This window comes from Alicyclobacillus kakegawensis NBRC 103104 (assembly GCF_001552655.1).
In the GTDB taxonomy this organism is placed as follows: Bacteria; Bacillota; Bacilli; order Alicyclobacillales; family Alicyclobacillaceae; genus Alicyclobacillus_G; species Alicyclobacillus_G kakegawensis.
The window spans coordinates 1-19,193 of the sequence record NZ_BCRP01000021.1 but is presented as its reverse complement, the minus strand read 5'-3'; the positions used below and the strand labels follow the sequence as shown (position 1 = coordinate 19,193).

The window sequence follows — 19,193 nt, the reverse complement described above, 5'->3', positions numbered from 1 at the left end:
CACCCCCTTTGTCGCACCACTGCCACCACGGTTTCTCGTTCGCCCCTAGAGCAGGCCATATCGCGTCAACACCACGCGCAACCGATCCTGCATGTCATCCCCCGGCAGCGCCAGGGGTGGGCGCACCACCGGGCGGATCTTCCCCTGCATGGCCAGACACGCCTTGAGCGGGCCCGGGTTCGTCTCCCAGAACAAGGCTTCGTTGAGTTCCAACAGCTGATAGTGCAGGTCCATGGCCCGCTTCCACTCGCCTCGCTCCACAAGGTTGTACAGCTCCGCCACCTCGCGCGGCATCAGATTCGCGGTGGCACTGACATGCCCAGCTCCACCCAAGGCCAGCATGGGGTAACACAACAGTTCAATGCCCGAGTAGACGAGGAAGTCTCGACCGCACTGATGCAGCACGTGGCTGACCTGCTCGAAGTCTTTGTTTGATTCCTTGACACCGATGATGTTGGGACAGTCGCGGCGAAGCCTGGCCATCGTCGCCGGCAGCATGTTCACTCCCGTGCGGCCGGGGATGTTGTAGATGATGATGGGGATGTGGACCGATTCCGCCACTGTCCGGAAGTGCCGGTACAGCCCCTCCTGGGACGGCTTGTTGTAATACGGGACAATCACCAGCGCGGCGTCCGCCCCGATGCGCTCCGCATGCTGGGTCAGGCGCAGCGTCTCCGCCTGGTTGGTCGATCCGCTCCCCAGTACGGTGGGCACACGCCCGCGTACGGCGTCGACGGTCACCTCCATCAGGTACTCCCGCTCTTCGGTCGTCAGAGAACTGGGTTCCCCGGTCGTCCCGCAGCAGGAGATGCCGTGGCTGCCGCTGTCAATCTGCCACTCAATCAGCTCTCGGTACGCCCGCTCGTCAATCTGTCCATCGTCCCGGAAGGGGGTCACCATGGGGACGATGGAACCGCGCAACTCTTTGGCCACAGTGTGCTCCTCCCTCGCTGTGCCGAGGACCGCGCTGCGCCGCAAGAGGTGCAGCCTCCGGCACCCGCGGCGCCGCCCGGTGCGTCTCCGACAGCCGCCGGATCCTCGGCGTTTGGTCATTCGCCTATCGAATAAATTCCTTCCACCGCGACGCCACAGAACTCGCAGGCTGGACGGACGCGCACCGGCCTGTGTCCGCGTCCATCACCGGCGAGGCTTCCCGCCACCAGCTGTCGGGGGTCCGGTGCCCCCACAGCGTCTGGCGCCTCGGGTCGGAAGCGCTCCAGCGAATCGGCTCCAAGTCCGGGTCTATCGTGAGATAGTCGCAGGTGTACAGCTCGATGCGGTGTCCGTCCGGATCGCGCAGGTACAGGAAAAACGCGTTGGAGATGCCGTGGCGGCCTGGGCCGCGCTCGATGTGCTCATGCATCGCGGCACCGCCCAAGATGTCGCAGACACGGATGATGCTCATCATGTCGTCCATCCAAAAGCCGAGGTGGTGCACCCGCGGCCCCGGGCCCTCCATGATGGCCACGTCGTGCACGTTCGGCTTCTTGTGCAACCACGCGGCCGTTTTGCGACGCGGGGCGTCGTCCGTCTCGACGTACTCGCTGAGGCGAAACCCGAGCCCTTCCGTCCACCAGGAGAACGCCTCGTCAAAGCTGGGCGCAAACAGATTAAAGTGGTCCATCCGCCGCACCGCGCCGCCTTTATGCAAGTGGTACAACTGGTGATGAGAGGGTGCCGCGTCCATGGCGGCGAAAAACTCGAGCGGAAAACCAGCCGGGTCCACCACGCGCAGAGCCCGACCCTGGCCCAACTCCTCCCCGGCTTCCAGCCATACCGTGCGCAGCCCTTGGTCCTGGCACTGCCGTGCGATGTGGTCCAGGTCCGCCTCCGACGCGACGCGGAAGCCCAGGTGGTGAACCGCAGCCACCTCCCCTTCCGTCAAGACCAGGCTGTGATGCACGCGTTCCTCCACCCCGCGCAGGTACAGCCGCCCCTTGCTTTCCGCCGTGACGACGAAGCCCAGCACGTCGACGTAGAACGGCTTCGCCTTGGCCAAGTCGGTCACGACCAGCTCCGCGTGGGCAGAACGCAGAATGTGAAACGGATGTTGACCCATGCGTCATCCCTCACTTTGCTTCCATAGTCGCGCGGGGCGTCGGTTCGCCCCGGTGCAGCAACTCCTCCACGCGCGCCAGCATCGCCGTTTTGTCGTACGTGTTGTAGTAGACACCGGCCATCCGGACGGGATCGCCAAAGAAGAAGCGTTCATAGAGCACCTGCCGCGATGCGAACGCGCTGAGGGACGCGTCCCAGGCCAGCCGGAACAACCGCAGCCGGTCTGCGGCCGGCAGATTGCGCGCCACCAGGTACTCGTCAATCTGCGGCCGAATGGGGCTTTCCAGGTCGGCCTCGCTCGGTATCGCCATCAGCCCGCTGGCGCCCAATTGCTGGATGATTTCCACCAGACGCGGATACGTCTTGGGGAAGATGTGCCGGGCGGCGTTGAGCGGCGCCCAATCGGGGCACATCACCCCCCACTCGTCCACGGCCGCGTCCGCCTCGGCCGCCTTTGTAAAGGCTTTCATCGTCTCGACGGCGAGGATAATCTCGGAAAGCTTCTCCTGCACGTGTTGGAACTGGCCGATGCCGATGGCCTGCACGATGCTCTCGGCGATGCCGAGCAGAAACTCGGCTTTGGCGATGTTTTTCTGGACCACCTGGTGGGTCATGTGGATAGTCGCGTGCGTAGCCATGTGCAGGTTGTTGCACAGATGTGCGTTCTCCAGCAGAAACACCCTGTCCCAAGGCACCAATACGTCGTCAAACACGACGACCGCGTCCATCTCTTCAAACCGGGAGCCCAGAGGGTGATCAAAGTGGCTCTTGCCGTAATCGAACGTCTCGCGGCAGATATAGCGCAACCCGGGCGTGGAGTTGGGGATGGCGACGGCGAACGAGTACGGGTTGTCTTCTTCGGTGCCCTTGAGCACGGTGGAAGGGAAAACCATGATCTCGTCCGCAATCGGTCCTTGCGTGGCCAGCAGCCGGGCGCCGCGGATGACCACCCCGCGCGGATTCTTCTCGACCACGTGCGCCGCCACGTGGGGATTGGCCTGCTTGGCCGTCGACAAGGAACGGTTGACCTGTGGGTTGATAAGCGTGTGCGTGATGGACAGATCGTGCTCCCGCACGTACTGGTAATAGGCGCGGATGTTCTCCCCATAAGCTGGGTTGTCCTGCGCAAAGTAGTCGGCCGCCTGGCTCATCGCCATCAGAGCGCTGTTCATGTAGTCGGGCGTGCGGCCCATCATGCCGCCGCTGTAGTCGGCCCAGCGTTTCATTGCGGTCCGCCGCCGCGCCAAATCGGCCCGCGTTCGCGGCACAAGGAACGAATTGCCGTAGCGGACGTCGTCCTCGACAAACGTCATCTCGTCCTCGGTCTCTGGGTCGTGCTGCATGTCGTAGAGCGCGGCCATGCTGGCGATGACGTTCTTGAACGCGGGGTGCTCCGCAATCGGCCCCTCCACGCGCTCCCCGCCAATCCATACATCCCGCGCTTCTCGGTTCAATCGGTCGATGTACTCCTGCCCGTTCCTGGCTCCCATGAGTACGCCCCCTTTTCCCGTTTATTGCCCGTGGCCAAACTTGGGAATCGGCTGTGTCCCCATCGAAACGTGGACCGTCTGCAATTCGGTATAAAACTCGAAGCTGTAGTGCCCGCCTTCGCGGCCGATGCCGCTCATCTTGGCGCCACCAAACGGTGTGCGCAGGTCGCGCACGTTCTGCGAATTGACCCAGACCATGCCCGACTGGATGCTCTGCGCCACCCGATGCGCGCGCGTCAGGTCGTTGGTCCATACGTACGCGGCCAATCCATATTTCACGCCGTTGGCCAAGCGTATGGCCTCTTCCTCCGTATCAAACGGGATAGAGACCAGCACCGGGCCGAAAATCTCCTCCTGGGCGATGCGCATCTCGTTTCTCACATCGACAAACAGGGTCGGCGGCACGAAGTTTCCGCCTGTCAGGTGCTTCGGCACCTCCGCCTGTGCGGCGATACGCGCCCCCTCGCGCACCCCCTGGTCAATGTAGGCAAGCACGCGGTCCCGATGCTCCGGGTGGATGAGGGCGCCCACCTCGGTCTCTGCATCCGCCGGATGGCCAACGCGGATGCTCTTCACCCGCTCTGCCAGCCGCGCTTCCAACTCAGGGCATATGGAGCGCTCCACCAACAGGCGCGATCCGGCCGTGCACCGCTCCCCGTTCAGCGAATAGACGCCGAAGATGACGGCGTCCACCGCCCTGTCCAGGTCGGCGTCCGCGAACACGATGACCGGCGACTTTCCGCCCAGCTCCATCGAAAACCGCTTGAGGCCGCCAGCCCCGGTGCGCATGATCTCCTGACCGGTCGTCGTTTCCCCGGTGAACGAGATGAGCGGCACATCCGGGTGGCGCACCAACGCGGCGCCCGCGGTCTCCCCGAAACCGTGCACGACGTTGAACACGCCGTCCGGCAGACCCGCCTCCTGCAGCAGCGCGGCCAGGCGCGTGGCGGTCAACGGCGACCACTCGGCCGGTTTGAGGACCGCCGTGTTGCCCGTCGCGAGACACGGGGCAATCTTCCAGGTGGCGAGCATGAGCGGGGTGTTCCACGGCGTGATCAGCCCAGCCACCCCCACGGGTCTGCGCACGGTATAGTTGAGGAACATGTCGTCCACAGGGTACGTCTCCCCGGTCAGGCGCGTCGCCATCTCGGCAAAGAAGCGAAAGTTGTCAGCCGCCCGCGCCGCCTGCCCGCGCGCCTGCGCAATCGGCAACCCGGTGTCGAGCACCTCCAGTTGGGCCAACTCATCTCCGTGCCGCTCGATGGTGTCCGCGATGCGGTGGAGCAGGCGGGCCCGGTCCTTCGCCTTCATGGTCCGCCAAGGGCCGGCCTCAAACGCTTGCTTGGCGGCCGACACCGCACGATCGATATCCTCCGCCTGCCCGTCTGCCACCGTGGTCAACACTTCGTTTGTCGCCGGATTGATGGTCGCAAACGTCCGTCCCGACACGCTGTCGCAAAACTTACCATTAATAAAGTGTTGGGCCGGTCTCACAGCAACTTGTGATGACTCTGTCATTGTCGTCCTCCTCACTGCTTCCCGTCCTAAAGCCTATCCGCTCTCACTAACCTATCTAAAATCATATATGATTTAAGATAAAATACGCAAGGCTTCTCGCTACACTCCGACAGCCGTCACCGGCAAGTACCCGCCCTTCCAGAACAACAGCGGACGCAGCGGTCGAGGTTCCACGTAGAGTCGCTGCACGCGCGCGAGGACAATCCCATGGTCTCCCCCTTCCATCACGTTTTCCACTTCGCAAGCCAGGGTGCACAGCGTTTCCTCCAGTCGGGGCACGCCCGCCCAATCACGAAACCTGAATTCGGGCTGCTCCCGGAGTCCACCGGCAAAGTACCTGGAAAGGGGCTCCTGCCCTGCCGCCAACACATTGACGCCAAACTGGACACCGGGCTGAAGCAGCGCACTCATCCGGCAACCGCGACTCAAACAGACGAGGATGAGCGGCGGCTCCAACGACACCGACGTAAAGGCGTTGGCCGTCATCGCGTGCGCCCGCCCGTCCAGCCAGGTGGACAACACCGTCACACCCGTCGCGAACATGCCCAGTGTTTCACGAAAGCGTTTACTTTCCGTCGGAGAGTATTCCATTTCCCAAGTAACCTCCTCTCAGCCCCGCTGGGTTCGAGCGGATCCGTGTGCTTTTGTTGCACACCCCCATCCCTGGGCAGCCCGTCCCGACGTGCGGGAGACTCATTCGCTCACAGAGTGAGCAAAAGAATTCGTTTTTTCTCTTGTGCCTTATCCTACGCGTGGTCTCCCCGTGTGTCAACCCATTTTCTGAATCTTCCTGTCCGCGCTCTGCATTGACGGTCACGGGAAGCGGTCTATCATGGAAACAGCAGGGTCCCGCGGCAGCCGAGGGACAGCGAAAGGAGCCACCGCATTGAGAGAGCTGCGCATGACATCGATACGAACGATTGACCGCGCCGTGGATGTCCTGAACGCGTTCCATCACCAGGCACCGGAGCGAAGCATGGATGAACTGTGCCACGAGGTCGGCCTGCCCCGGCCAACCGTGTATCGCATCCTCTACACCCTGGAGCGGCGAGGGCTTATCCTCTACAACCCGGAAACGCAGAAGTACCGGTTGGGATACCAGTTCCTGTACTACGGCGACCTGGTTGCCCACTCCCTGGATCTCCGCCGGGAAGCGGAAGACGTGCTGCTGGAATTGCACCGGCAGACCCAGCAAACCGTTCTTATGTCGGTGGCGCGGGGGGACACGCTGACGTATGTGTTCCGCAAAGAGGCGCCGGAAGGCCTGAAGGTTTCCACCTTTGAAGGCCCACGCCGGCCCATCACGTTTGGCGCCTTTGGGTGCGTCACCATGGCCTACATGGACACGGACAATTTGGAGAAGCTGCTCGCCCAACCGCTGCCCGCTTTCACACCGAGAACAGTGACGCAACCTGATCAAATCCGTCGGCGCCTGCAGCAGATTCGGGAGGAAAAGGTGTTCGTGGAGACGGGGGAAGGGTACGTCGGAGTGACCGGCATCGCGGCGCCCGTGTTTGATGCCCGCAATCATTTTGTTGCGGCTGTCGGCGTCAACGGTCCGACCGTGCACTTGACCGGAGAGCGCCTGTCCCAGGCCACCGCCGCAGTCCGAAATGCGGCCCTGCGGATATCGGGCCGTCTCGGCGCGGACCCGAGGCGTGGGTGAACCCAAGAGCGCAAGCAGGTACGGCTGTGCTCCATCCAGGCAGTATACATCCAGCATGGTCGTCACGGCGCGACGAATGCAAGACCGTGCCTGACCTCCATCCCCAGGTCAGCCACTGCCGCCGAGCAAGCGCGTGTGGATGCGCTCGCTCATGACCCTCACCAGTTCATCGTCCACACCCAGGTGGCGGCTGACGTGCACAGAAATTCCGAGGTGCCGCTCCCGCCAGGACTGCACCTGCGCGGGCAGTGCCTTGCTGAGCAGGCCGGTGAACCACAGGTACGGCACCACCGTGACCGACCTGGCCCCGATGTCGACCGCCGCATCGAGGGCGGCTTCGAGCCGGCTGCCCAAACCGGTCAGAGAAGCGGGAAGGACCGGGCGCACACCGCTGTGCTCCTCAACCCGCCGGGCCAGGTGAACCAAATCCCTCCAGGCATTCGGATCTCGGTTGCCGCGGGACAACAACACCGCCGCCCCGTCCGACCGATGGACGCCGGCCGACCAGGCGTCGTGGACACGGCGGGCTGCCACTTGGGCAAACCGCTCGTCGACGCCTACCGCCGGCATCACCTCAAATCGCAGGTGGGCCGCCAGGTGCTGTAGGCCTTGTTTGGCAGCGGCCAGCTGGGCGGGAATGTCCCGCTGCATGTGACCGGCTGTGAACAAGAACAGCGGGCAGACCAAAACGCGACGCACCCGCCGTTCAGCCAGGGCACGGACCGCCGCTCCGATGTCCGGCGAAGCCAGTTCCAGAAACGAGGGCTCAATGGAGAGCCATGGCCGCTGAAGCCGCAGGCGCTTGCCCACCGCCTCCATGAAACGGCGCGCCTCCGCCGCCCCTTCTGGATCCCGGGTTCCGTGCGCTATCAGCAGCACACCGGTTTCTGCCCGGACTCCCGACGCTCTCGCTCCCATCACCGCACCGCCCCCGTCGGCTGGCCGCTGCGCACAAGAAACTCCGCCACTTTCTGCGCATCTTCCAGCACGGGCTGCAGTGGGCCCGAGGTTTCATCCTCGCCGGCCGCAGGGCGCATCCACAGCACGGGCACCCCAGTTACCGGGATGCCCATCGCCTGCAGTGCGCGAAGGCAGCGACTGGACTCCACCCAGACCGCGTCCAGCGCCCATTCCGCCGTCTCCCTGCGCAGGGCCTCCCATAGCCCGTGCGTGGCAGCTTCACCCTTTGCCAAGGCGTCCTCAGCGACCGAAGTGGGAACATGCTCAAGCGAAGCCTCGTACACCTCGGCGCCCAGGTCTTCCAGGTCGTCCGCACAGTCGGTGGCCAGCTCACGCGTCTCCGCCATCACCAACAGCCGCCGTCCGAACAGCGGCAACCGCTCGGCCCAGGCCAACCGGGACCTCAACCCGACCGTCTCGCCGGCCACAACCACCGCGGGCGCACCTAAGCCGGCGGCCCGCACCTGGTCCACGATGTCAGCCAAGGTCCCGTCGACCACCTGTTGCTGCGCCCGCGTACCCCAGCTCACAACCGCAACCCGGGTGTTCGCCGGCCAGCCTGCGCCGAGCCAATTTTCCACCAACTGGGAAAGGTGGCCGACGCCCATCAGGGCCACCCGCGTGTGGTCGAAAGGAGAAGGAGGAGCACCGTCCGGGGCGGCGCAGGCAGTGCCCTCGGCCGGATCGCCGCGGTGTCCGGTCTCCACGGTGAACCCGGCCGACACGCGGCGATGGGTGACCGGAATGCCGGCATAGGCCGGAACGGAGACGGCAGACGTGACGCCGGGCACCAACTCCCAGTCGACCCCGGCCGCGGACAGAGCCAGCGCCTCCTCGCCCCCGCGGCCGAACACGAACGGATCGCCCCCTTTGAGGCGGACCACGGTGGCCCCGGCTTTGGCCAGGGCGATGAGCAGGCGCTGGATATCGGCCTGCGGCAGGGTGTGCAGGCTGGCCTGCTTGCCGACGTAGATGCACCTGCAGTCCGGCCGCGTCCAAGCCAGCAGGCGAGGGGAGAGAAGGCGGTCGTAAACCACGGCGTCGGCCCTAGCGAGTAACCGGCGGGCGCGCACCGTCAACAGCCCGGCCGCGCCCGGGCCCGCGCCGACCAGATAAACCTTGCCTTTACGTTGTGAGCCCACGCGGTCCCCCTCCTCGCGGCCAAAGCATTGGTGACGGAACCGCCGGGTCAGACCCCGGCCGGGGTGGAGTTCTCCACCCCAGAGCCGGACGCGGCCCAATCCGCCCGAACTTTCTCCAGGTACTCAAACCCGACGCGATAACAATAATTCCCAAATCGTTCTCCAGGAAGGCGCTCTTTCGCATACACCGCAATGAGCGGGCGCATCGCTTCGACCAATCCGTCCAACGGCACCAGCTCCAGGAAGCGTCGGTTGATGCGCGTCCCGAGCGAATCCGCACCCAGGAACACGTCGTATTTGCCAATGGCGCGGCCGACAAAGCCGATGTCGGCCAGGTAGGGACGGGCGCAACCGTTGGGACAGCCGGTCATGCGCACCGAGATCGGCTCGTTCTCCAGCCCGTACTCCGCGAACAGCGCCTCAAACTGGGGCAGGAGGCTCGGCATCGCACGCTCCGATTCGGCAATCGCCAGGCCACAGGTGGGAAGCGCCGGACAGGCCATGGCCACCAGGCGGGTCCGCGGTAGGTCTTCGGCCAGCTTGACACCCGCCGCGCGCAGGCGCGACTCGACGTCGGCACGGGCGTTCTGCGGCAGGTTGGAGAGAATCAGGTTTTGCTGCGTCGTCAGGTGAATCGTCGGCCGGTACTCAGACACAATCTCCCGCAGCACGGTGCGCAGCTTGAGCCCTTCCCTGTCGAGCAGGCGGCCGTTCTCAATATAAACGCCAAGGTAGGCTTTGTCCCCATGGACATGCCAGCCCAGGTGGTCCTCCGACGACTGCCAATTGAGCTGCCGCGGCGGGGTGAGCGACCGCCCAATGCGGGCCTCCACCTGCCCTTGGAACCACTCCAGCCCCCGCTCATCAATCAGGTACTTCATGCGCGCGAACCGGCGGTTGGAGCGATTGCCGTAATCCCGCTGCACCGTCAGGATGGCCTCGCAGACCTCCAGCAGCTCGCCGCGGGGCACAAACGCCAACGGCGTCGCCGCCCGCGGATAGGTGGTCGGGTCCCCGGCCGTGCGGCCCATGCCGCCACCGACGAGCACCGTGTACCCGACCAGTTGGTCTCCCTCGGCGTGCGCCACCAGCCCGATGTCGTTCGAGTACACGTCGCAGCAGTTGTCTCCTTCATAGGTCAGGCCAATCTTGAACTTACGCGGCAGATAGGTGCGGCCGTACAACGGCTCCTCGTCGTCGCTCCTGTCTGGATTGCGGCCGCCTTCGCCGCGGTCGCCGACGCCTGCTACCGCATCCGGCAGAGAGCCTGGGTCGCCGCCGTAGTTGGGGGTGATTTGCTCGCCATCCAGCCAGATTTCATGATACGCTTTCGTCCTGGCTCCAAACCGTGCGACCAACGCCAACTGATCCGCCCGCAATTGACGGGCGATAGAATCACTGCGGGGCTCGGAGCAACTGGTGATGTTGCGCACCTGATCGCCGCAGCCGCCCAAGGTGGTCACCAAGGCTTCGTTCAGGGAACGGATGGTCTCCTTCAAGTTTGCCTTCAGTATGCCGTGCATCTGAAACGTCTGCCGTGTCGTGATGCGCAGTGTCCCGTTTCCGTACTCGTCGGCCAACTGGTCAAAGCGCAGATACTGGTCCGCCGTCAGGACGCCGCCCGGAATGCGCGCACGCACCATCATCATGTAGTGGCGCTCTTTGCCTTCCTTTTTCAATTGTTTGCGCAGGTCCCGGTCATCCTGCTGGTAGACCCCGTGAAACTTCAACACCTGGACGTTCTCTTCGGAGAACGATGTCTTGCCATCCTGCAACGCCTCTGTAATGGTCCCGCGCAGGTGATGGCTGTCGCGCTTGATCGCTTCAATCTTGCTCTCGCCCGGTTGTCCCTGGAGCTCTCTCTGCGTGTCACTCATGTTGGCGCTTCACCCCCGATTGCCGCTATCGGCTTACCGAGACGCGTGGGAACTCGTCTCAAGCTCCGCCATGCCTTGAATCAATACGTCGGCCACTTCGGGCCGCGAAAACTTCGACGACAGCCGCTGGCCGCTGCGCAAAATCTCCCGCACTTTGGTCCCGGAGAGCATGATGCGGTCCTCGTCCCCGTGCGGGCAGGTCTTCGTTGAAGCCATGCCGTCACACTTCACACAATAAAAACTGTGTTCAAAGAACAACGGTGTAATGCCCAATTCCTCCGGCTTGAAGTTGCTGAAAATCTTCTGCGAATCGTACGTGCCATAGTAATCGCCGACACCGGCGTGATCCCGCCCGACAATGAAATGGGTGCAGCCGAAGTTTTTCCGCACCAATGCGTGCAGCACCGCCTCGCGCGGTCCCGCGTACCGCATCGCCGCCGGATAGACGGCGAAAAACACCCGGTCTTTGGGATAGTACTTATCCAGTAGCACTTGATAGCTGCGCATGCGTACGTGAGCCGGGATGTCATCCGCCTTGGTCTCGCCCACCAGCGGATTGAGGAACAGACCGTCCACAATCTCCAGTGCGCACTTTTGGATGTACTCGTGCGCCCGGTGCACCGGGTTGCGGGTCTGGAAGCCCACCACCGTGCGCCAACCGAGGCGTTCAAAGGCGGCCCGCGTCTCGGGCGGATCGAGATAATACTCAGCGAACTCGGCGGGTTGTGTCCGGTCCAACAGGGTGATGGGGCCGGCGACGTAAAAATCGTCACGCTCGTACAGCTTGCGCACGCCCGGATGCTCCTCGTCGGTCGTCCGGTAGACCGCCTCCGCCTCCCGGCGCTTGTCCGGCTGATACACTTCGGCCACCTCTATGGTGCCATATATCCGCCCGTCCTCGCCAACCAAGGCGGCTTTCTCGCCGATTTTCAGGGACAACGCGACCGACTCGGGAACGGCCAGCGTAATCGGAATCGTCCACACGGTGCCATCCGCCAGGCGCATGGTCTCGAGGATGCTTTCCCAGTCCCGCTCGCCCACAAACCCGGTCAGAGGCGAAAAGACACCAATTCCAATCATCTCCAAGTCCGACAGCGCCCAGTTGGTCAAGGGGATTTTCGGCAACGTGGCCGCTTCGGCCAGTGCCTCCTCGCGCTCGCGCCCCCGCAAGCGCCGATCGACCAACGCACCGCCATGTGCTGCAATCAGTTCCGACATGATGTACCTCCACGGGTAGAAGTGTTCGTCACTTGACCAGCAGATTCCAACTCGACCACCCGAGCATCACCAACAGGGCCGCCTGGATGGCCCTTTCCGGGATCCGCGCGGTCAAGCGACTGCCAATCAGGATGCCCGGAATGGAGCCGATGAGGATGCTGGCCGCCAAGCCAAAATCCACGTTGCCGAAGGCAAAGTGTACCAACGCCCCGACGGCCGTCACCAGCACGCCCTGAACGACATCGGTGCCGACCATTTTCGCCGCAACCATCGGGTACAACAGCCCCAGCATGGCGACGTAAATGGCCCCGCTGCCAATCGATGTGGCCCCAACGATGGCCCCCGCCACCAGGCCGAGCACGACCAACCGCACCGCAGGCGGCTTGCCCGCCTGCTCGCCGCCCCCCGTCCGAACCTGTCTGCGCGATTGCCACCAGCGCCAAATCATCACCGCAATCGCCAGGATGTAGACTGCGCCGAGGATGCGGCTCATCCATAAATCAAGCGCCGCCGTATCCAGGCGCCGCTCCATCAGCCCGATACCCAGCGATCCGATGGCCGCTCCGGGCACACTACCCAGCGCCAGCCACAGGACGACGGCGAAGTGGACTGTACGCTGGCGAATGTGCTGAACCGCGCCGACCAACTTGGTGACTGAGGCGTACAGGAGATCCGTCCCCACGGCGACCGTTGGGTGAACATTGAACAGGAAAATCAACATCGGCGTCATGAGGGAACCGCCCCCCATGCCGGTCAGGCCAATGAGGGCGCCGACCACGAAGCCGCCGACGGACACGCGTAGGTCCACTCGGATATCACTCCGCTCTCCTTGTGCCAGTGCAAAAAGCCACTCCGGCCACAACATACGCCAAAGAACCCGGCCGCGAGCGAGGAGATTTTCTCCACACCGGGCGACACCCTATGATGTGGCCGCGCGCTCTGGGAGGGCCATCCGCGCGAGGGAGCCGACTCTTACTTATGCAGCCCGCACTCCGTCTTCGCAAACCCCGCCCAGCGACCGCTGCGCGGGTCTTCCCCCGGCGCCACCGGCCGCGTGCAGTGCAGGCAGCCGATGCTGGGGTATCCCTGGTCGTGCAGCGGATTGTAAGGGACATCGTGTGCCCGAATGTAATCCCAGACCTCCTCGTTGGTCCAACGCACCAGCGGATTGACTTTCACCAAACCGAATTTCTGGTCCCATTCGAACACCTTTGCGCCTCTGCGCGTGGGCGCCTGTTCCCGACGAATGCCGGTAATCCAGCCTTCGTGCTGCGCCAACCACTCCGTCAGCGGCTGCACCTTGCGCAACGCGCAACACTGGTCCGGGTCTCGCTTCCACAGCTCATCTCCGTACTCACGCGCCTGCTCCTCCAGGCTCAGCTTGGAACGCACCTGGTGGAGGTTGGGGATTCCGTACCGCTCTTTCGACCGCTCCACCAGCTCGTACGTTTCTGGAAACAGCACATCCGTATCCAGGTAGAATACGGAAGCATTCGGATCAATCCCCATCAGCATGTCGAGCAGCACCATGTCCTCGGCGCCAAAGCTGCAGGCAAACGTCAGTCCATCAACCAGCCGAACGGCTTCGCGCAGAATCTTGTCCGCCGGGGCCGTCTCCAGTTCGTCAGCCAGGCGGACAATCTCTTCCTGCGATAATTTCGTCCTCTCCACGCCACGCACCTCTAATTCCGATACAAATAGTCTATCTTCCAATGCATTCAGTCTACGCGATCTTGGAGCCACCGTCAACAACGGATTTTCGCACGAAAATCCCCATCCTGCCCGTCTCAGCAGGATGGGGACCAGCAGTTAGACTCGGAGGACCCATATAAGGTAAGGAGGGCACCGTCGCACCGAAAGGCCACCTGCGGACCGATTGCGGTGGGCCCGAAGCTGTGCGCCAATGGCCTGACGTGCCAAGCGGCGCAACAGGCAGGCTCAGGCGGACACGCCGGTTGCCGCCCGAGGCCGCGCGTACGCTTGGCCGAGCGGCAGGACTGTCCGGCCAGCGGTGGTATTGATGACGGTGGCGGCCGACGTGTACAAGGCCAGCAGGCCGCACAGCTCGCCCATCCAGCCGCCGGGCGACGACGTTCCCAGTACACCAAAATCGTGCAGAGCCAATAGGGCAAAGGTTATCCATAGCGTAAGGAATACGAAAAACAGTGCGCGATTGAGGTAGAAAGTGCCAAACCACAAGTAGAAGGTGAGGAGGCCAAAGAACAACAGGAACACACCCATACCCGCTTTGGGGGCGGCCCGCGCGATAAAGTAAAACGCCAGCCAGAACGCCCCGTACGAAGAGAACGCCGTCGCGCCGAACGTGTTTCCGTTCCGAAACTCCCACATACCGGCCAGCAACTGGGCGCCGCCGCCATAGGCCAACGCCAGGCCCAACACAACCCCCATCGCATCCGCGCTGGTGACGCCGGCGTTGATCAGACTGAGGATGCACGTGGTCACACCAAATCCAGCCAGGCCCAGGGGGCCAGGATCCCCGATTTTCAGCCCATTCGCCACCATTCACACCTCCCTCTACTCTTTGTCCCGATAGAGTTCCTTGAGCTGCTCGACGACGGACGGATCGGCCAACGTGGTGGTGTCCCCGAGCACCCGTCCCTCGGCGATGTCGCGCAGCAGCCTGCGCATGATTTTGGCGCTGCGTGTCTTCGGCAGTTCAGCGGTAAAGACGATTTCCTCCGGCCGCGCCATGGCTCCGATTTTCTCCACCACGTGCTGCTTGAGCTCAGCCACCAGGTCGTCGCTGGTGGCGACACCCTCCTTGAGGGTGACAAAAGCGGTGATGGCCTGCCCTTTCACCTCGTGGCTGCGCCCGATGACGGCCGCTTCGGCGACGGCCTGGTGGTCCACCAGGGCGCTCTCCACCTCCATCGTGCCGATGCGGTGACCGGAGACGTTGATGACATCGTCGATTCTCCCCAGAATCCAGAAGTACCCCTGCTCATCCACGTGCGCGCCGTCGCCGGGCAGGTACACGCCCGGAAACTTGCCGAAATACGTCTTTCGGAACCGCTCGTTGTCGCCCCAGACGGAGCGCAGCATGGACGGCCATGGCTTGTCGATGACGAGGTACCCGCCATGGCCCGGGGCCACCTCCCGCCCGTCCTCGTCCACCACTTTCGCGGAGATGCCCGGCACCGGTCGCGTCGCTGACCCTGGTTTGGTCTCCACCAGGCCAGGCAGCGGGGCAATCATCGCGCACCCGGTCTCCGTCTGCCACCAGGTGTCGACAATCGGGCAGCGCCCGTTGCCGACGTGTTCATGAAACCACATCCAAGCTTCCGGATTGATGGGCTCGCCGACCGTCCCCAGCAGCCGCAGGGAGGTGAGGTCATGCTTTTCCGGATACTGCGGCCCCCACTTCATGAACGTCCGGATGAGCGTGGGCGCCGAGTAGAAAATGGTCACGCCGTACCGTTCAATCATCTCCCAGAACCGCTCGCGGGTTGGCCAGTCGGGTGCCCCCTCGTACATCACCACTGTGGCGCCCGCCGAGAGCGGCCCGTAGACGATGTATGTGTGGCCCGTCACCCAGCCGATGTCGGCGGTGCAAAAGTACACATCTTCGTCTTTGAGGTCAAAGACGCTGCGCAGGGAGGTATTGCAGCCCACCAGGTATCCTCCGGTCGTGTGCACGATGCCCTTGGGCTTGCCAGTCGTCCCGGAGGTGTACAGGAGATACAGGATATCTTCCGCGTCCATCGCTGCGGCGGGAAAAGGCGTGGTCGGAACGCTGTCCATCAATTCCTGCCAGGACACGTCCCGGCCGGGCTGCATCTTGGCTCCCGCCGCATCCCCGATGCGTTGGACCACCAGCACCTGTTTCACGCTGGTGCCCGCGACCGCTTTGTCGGCGTTGGCCTTGAGCGGCAAAAGGTTGCCGCGCCGCCAGCCACCGTCGGCGGTGATGAGCAGCTTCGCGTCGGCGTCCAAAATTCGGTCGCGCAAGGAATTCGCCGAAAAGCCCGCAAACACCACCGAGTGGATGGCCCCAATCTTGGCGCAAGCCAACATCGCTATCGGGAGTTCGGGAATCATCGGCAGGTAGATGGTCACCCGGTCACCCTTGCCCACCCCCAGCTGTTGGAGCATGTGCGCCGCCTTGTCGACTTCCCGGGCCAACATGTCATAGGTGAAGACCCGGACATCCCCGGGCTCTCCCTCCCAAATGAGGGCGGCCTTGTTTTTGCGCGGCCCCATCCGGTGCCGATCCACACAGTTGTAGGCCGCGTTCAGCTTGCCGCCAAGGAACCAGCGTGCGTGTGGGGGATTCCACTCAAGCACCGTGTGATACGGCTCAAACCAGTCGAGGTACCGCGCCTGCTCCGCCCAGTACCCCTCCGGGTCCGCCGCGGCTCGTTCGTAGACGGACGGATCGTTGAAATTGGCGTTGTCCCGGAACGATGGACTGGGGGCAAAGGTTCTCGTCTCCGCCAGCAGGGTGTCGAGGTTTTTCGGTTCGCCGCTCATGACCTATCCATTTCCCTCCTTGGTATGAAAAAATGAAGACGAAGTGAAGCCAACCCGATACGAATGCAAGCGGTTTCAAAATAGGATCTGGTGGGGTTATTTTCATAATACTCCACCGATCCTGGATTGCAAGGCGTTGTGATGCGGAATGGGAGTGCCTCAACCTGCATCTGGCCGCGAATGGGACTGCCCACCCCCCCGAGGGGGGCTTATCACGATACGCGAAGACTTCGGTCATATCTGGATCCTAGTTATTGTTGTTTGTTCGTAATATTTCATAATGCTACCTTAACTGTTTTTGACAAGAAACAGGACTCTCCCGCAGCCATCGTTGATGACTGTCGGGAAAGCCCCTAACGGACAGAAATTGGACGTGCGGGTCATTGCACCCGTTCGTCACGCCTATTCTCTCCAGCAAGCCCCTCTCGAACCCAGGTAACCGTCAGTGAGACAGCCGAATCGTCAAGGAGGAAGCACCGTCTTCGGGGACAATGCGCACCCCGCGCTCTGTCCTCTCCGCGTGGCCTCCCTCGACCTCATCGACGCTCTGCACTCCGTTTAGCAGCACGGTCCAGGGCTTCTCGGCCCCGACCACCCGGAAATCAATACGGTCCTCCCGCCGCTCGGCCACCGCCTGCACCGCCTGCAGGGTGTCCGGCGCGTACACGGTGGCTGCCGCCCTGCGCCCGTCCTCCAGGGCGAACACCTCGTAGCAGACGCCGTCGGCGTAGTCGTACTCGGCCGTGTCGGCGCGGGCACCGACCGCCACAATGCTGTTGCCGCGGACGAACAACGGCAAATTGAAGTAGTCGCAGTGCGCTTGCAGCCAGCGCCCGCCCACCACCTGCTCGCCGGTCAGGTAATGGGTCCACAAGCCGTCCGGCAGGTAGTAGTCGACTCGGCCGTTCTCCGAAAACACCGGCGCCACTAGGAGTGAATCCCCGAGCATGTACTGCCGGTCGAGCGTGTCACAGGCGGGATCACCTGGGAACTCGAGGAACATCGCGCGCATCATCGGAATGCCCTGTTTATGGGCGGTCACGGCTTGCCCGTACAAATACGGCATCAACTTCAGCTTCAGGGTCGTGAAGTGACGCAGGACATCGACCGCTTCCTCGTCGAATAGCCACGGGACGCGGTAAGACGAGCTGCCATGCAGGCGGCTGTGGCTGGAAAGCAAGCCGAACGCAATCCAGCGCTTGTACACGTCCGCCTTGGCGGTCTCCTCGAAGCCGCCGATGTCGTGGCTCCAGTAACCAAACCCGCACACTCCCAGCGACAAGCCACCGCGCAGGCTCTCGGCCATCGACTCATAGCGAGCATAGCAGTCCCCACCCCAGTGCACTGGGAACTTTTGCCCTCCAACGGTGGCCGAGCGGGCGAACACGACCGTCTCGCGTTCGCCGCGTTTCCTTTGCAGCAGCTCGAACACCGTCTGGTTGTAGAGATAGGTATAGTAGTTGTGCATCTTGACCGGATCGGCCCCGTCATGATACACCACATCGGTCGGGATCCGCTCGCCGAAGTCGGTTTTGAAGCAGTCCACCCCCATGTCCAGCAGCCTCTCGAGTTTGCCTTGGAACCACGCTCGGGCCTCTGGGTTGGTGAAATCGACCAAGCCCATGCCGGGTTGCCACAGGTCCCACTGCCAGACGTCCCCATTCGGTCGTTTCAGCAGGAAACCACGCGCCGCCGCCTCGTCAAAAAGCGGTGACTTCTGGCCGATATACGGATTTATCCAGACGCATATGTGCAGACCTCTTTCCTTTAGACGCCGGAGCATGCCCTCCGGGTCCGGGAATACCCGTTCGTCCCACTCGAAGTTGCACCACTCAAACTCCTTCATCCAGAAACAGTCGAAGTGGAACACGCTCAGGGGAATCCCGCGCTCCGCCATGCCGTCGACGAAGTGGTTGACCGTCTGCTCGTCGTAATCGGTGGTGAACGAGGTGCTCAGCCACAACCCGAACGACCAAGCGGGAGGCAGTGCAGGTTTGCCGGTCAGGTCAGTATAGCGGCGAATGACGTCTTTGGGGGAGGGGCCGTAGATGACGAAGTACTCCAGTGCCTCGCCCGTGACGGAAAATTGCACGCGCGAGACCTTTTCCGAGGCCACCTCAAAGCTGACCTTCTCGGGATGGTTGACCAAAACGCCGTAGCCACGATTGGTCAGATAGAACGGAATATTCTTGTAAGCCTGCTCCGACCCAGTGCCACCGTCCTCGTTCCAGATGTCGACCACCTGGCCATTCTTGACAAACGGTCCAAACCGCTCCCCGAGACCGTACACACACTCGCCGACTCCCAGGTCCAGCTCTTCCTTTACATAAGGCGTCTGATCGTCCATCCGGATGTAGGCCATCGCCTTGCCACCACTGCCTGTCAGGCGGCGGCCATCGCCGAAAAAGTCCATGCCAAAGCGCCGCTTGTCGATTTGGACGGTAAGAGAACCGGATGTGAGGCTGACCTTTTCATCCGTTTCCGCTACCGCCACCGGAGCTTCGCCGTCATGCAGTTGAAAGCGCGGCCCCACCTCCCGCGTTCCACGAAAATGCTCGATACGCACCCGAATCACGTTGGCCATGGGAGAGGATAGGTGAATGGTCAAAAGCGGCCCCTGTAAGGTGGCGCCGCGGTGCGCAATGTGCTGGCACGGCGCGTACACGGTGAGTGCATTGTCATGGCGGTCCAGCGCGTGCACTTCCGCCGGTAGGTGCATCGTGACGCCCGCTCTGTTGAGCCAGTTTCCGTTACTGAATTTCACAGATGTCGC

Annotated in this window: 15 protein-coding genes; 1 reads left to right on the top strand and 14 read right to left on the bottom strand. The window is 62.9% G+C overall.

The annotated features are described in order from the left end of the window. Positions 1 to 45: 45 nt before the first annotated feature. From hpaI to AK2_RS13420, 5 genes are all read right to left on the bottom strand, one after another. On the bottom strand, positions 46 to 933 hold the full coding sequence (hpaI, locus tag AK2_RS13440) for a 2,4-dihydroxyhept-2-ene-1,7-dioic acid aldolase (protein WP_281180669.1): 888 nt from the start codon (positions 931 to 933) through the stop codon (positions 46 to 48). Between the two features lie 124 nt (positions 934 to 1,057). Beyond that, positions 1,058 to 2,059 (bottom strand): 3,4-dihydroxyphenylacetate 2,3-dioxygenase, encoded by a 1,002-nt coding sequence (gene hpaD / locus AK2_RS13435; protein WP_067935387.1) that lies wholly within the window; start codon positions 2,057 to 2,059, stop codon positions 1,058 to 1,060. Between the two features lie 10 nt (positions 2,060 to 2,069). Next, positions 2,070 to 3,548: a 4-hydroxyphenylacetate 3-monooxygenase, oxygenase component gene (gene hpaB, locus AK2_RS13430; protein ID WP_067935384.1), complete on the bottom strand. Its 1,479-nt coding sequence runs from the start codon at positions 3,546 to 3,548 to the stop codon at positions 2,070 to 2,072. A 21-nt stretch (positions 3,549 to 3,569) separates the two neighbouring features. After that, the gene (gene hpaE / locus AK2_RS13425) at positions 3,570 to 5,066 is read right to left on the bottom strand and encodes a 5-carboxymethyl-2-hydroxymuconate semialdehyde dehydrogenase (RefSeq protein WP_067935380.1); all 1,497 of its coding nucleotides are present in this window, start codon (positions 5,064 to 5,066) and stop codon (positions 3,570 to 3,572) included. Between the two features lie 99 nt (positions 5,067 to 5,165). Then, the gene (locus AK2_RS13420; RefSeq protein ID WP_067935377.1) at positions 5,166 to 5,657 is read right to left on the bottom strand and encodes a flavin reductase family protein; all 492 of its coding nucleotides are present in this window, start codon (positions 5,655 to 5,657) and stop codon (positions 5,166 to 5,168) included. 241 nt (positions 5,658 to 5,898) lie between these two features. On the opposite strand from AK2_RS13420, the gene AK2_RS13415 reads away from it, so the two are divergent. Then, complete coding sequence (locus AK2_RS13415) at positions 5,899 to 6,732, top strand: IclR family transcriptional regulator (RefSeq protein ID WP_083521204.1); 834 nt, start codon at positions 5,899 to 5,901, stop codon at positions 6,730 to 6,732. Between the two features lie 108 nt (positions 6,733 to 6,840). Here the strand turns inward: AK2_RS13415 and AK2_RS13410 are convergent, their stop codons facing one another. The 9 genes from AK2_RS13410 to yicI all read right to left on the bottom strand — a co-directional run bounded on the left by AK2_RS13410 (position 6,841) and on the right by yicI (position 19,184). Further along, positions 6,841 to 7,650: a sirohydrochlorin chelatase gene (locus AK2_RS13410; RefSeq protein ID WP_067935370.1), complete on the bottom strand. Its 810-nt coding sequence runs from the start codon at positions 7,648 to 7,650 to the stop codon at positions 6,841 to 6,843. Beyond that, on the bottom strand, positions 7,650 to 8,834 hold the full coding sequence (gene cobA, locus AK2_RS13405) for a uroporphyrinogen-III C-methyltransferase (RefSeq protein WP_067935366.1): 1,185 nt from the start codon (positions 8,832 to 8,834) through the stop codon (positions 7,650 to 7,652). Before cobA ends, AK2_RS13410 begins: the two co-directional genes overlap by 1 nt. A gap of 47 nt (positions 8,835 to 8,881) precedes the next feature. Continuing rightward, entirely contained in the window at positions 8,882 to 10,711 is a 1,830-nt protein-coding gene (locus AK2_RS13400) for an NADPH-dependent assimilatory sulfite reductase hemoprotein subunit (protein WP_067935363.1), read from the bottom strand. Positions 10,712 to 10,744: 33 nt separating this feature from the next. Further along, a complete protein-coding gene (sat, locus tag AK2_RS13395; protein ID WP_067935359.1) occupies positions 10,745 to 11,929 on the bottom strand; it encodes a sulfate adenylyltransferase in 1,185 nt (394 codons plus the stop codon). 28 nt (positions 11,930 to 11,957) lie between these two features. Then, entirely contained in the window at positions 11,958 to 12,737 is a 780-nt protein-coding gene (locus AK2_RS13390) for a sulfite exporter TauE/SafE family protein (protein ID WP_067935467.1), read from the bottom strand. Between the two features lie 164 nt (positions 12,738 to 12,901). Then, positions 12,902 to 13,600, bottom strand: a complete 699-nt coding sequence (locus AK2_RS13385) for a phosphoadenylyl-sulfate reductase (protein ID WP_067935356.1) — start codon at positions 13,598 to 13,600, stop codon at positions 12,902 to 12,904. Positions 13,601 to 13,867: 267 nt separating this feature from the next. Further along, positions 13,868 to 14,452 (bottom strand): acetate uptake transporter, encoded by a 585-nt coding sequence (locus AK2_RS13380; protein ID WP_067935352.1) that lies wholly within the window; start codon positions 14,450 to 14,452, stop codon positions 13,868 to 13,870. Positions 14,453 to 14,464: 12 nt separating this feature from the next. Next, complete coding sequence (gene acs, locus AK2_RS13375) at positions 14,465 to 16,420, bottom strand: acetate--CoA ligase (protein ID WP_067935349.1); 1,956 nt, start codon at positions 16,418 to 16,420, stop codon at positions 14,465 to 14,467. Positions 16,421 to 16,862: 442 nt separating this feature from the next. Then, the gene (gene yicI / locus AK2_RS13370) at positions 16,863 to 19,184 is read right to left on the bottom strand and encodes an alpha-xylosidase (RefSeq protein ID WP_067935463.1); all 2,322 of its coding nucleotides are present in this window, start codon (positions 19,182 to 19,184) and stop codon (positions 16,863 to 16,865) included. Positions 19,185 to 19,193 lie beyond the last annotated feature (9 nt).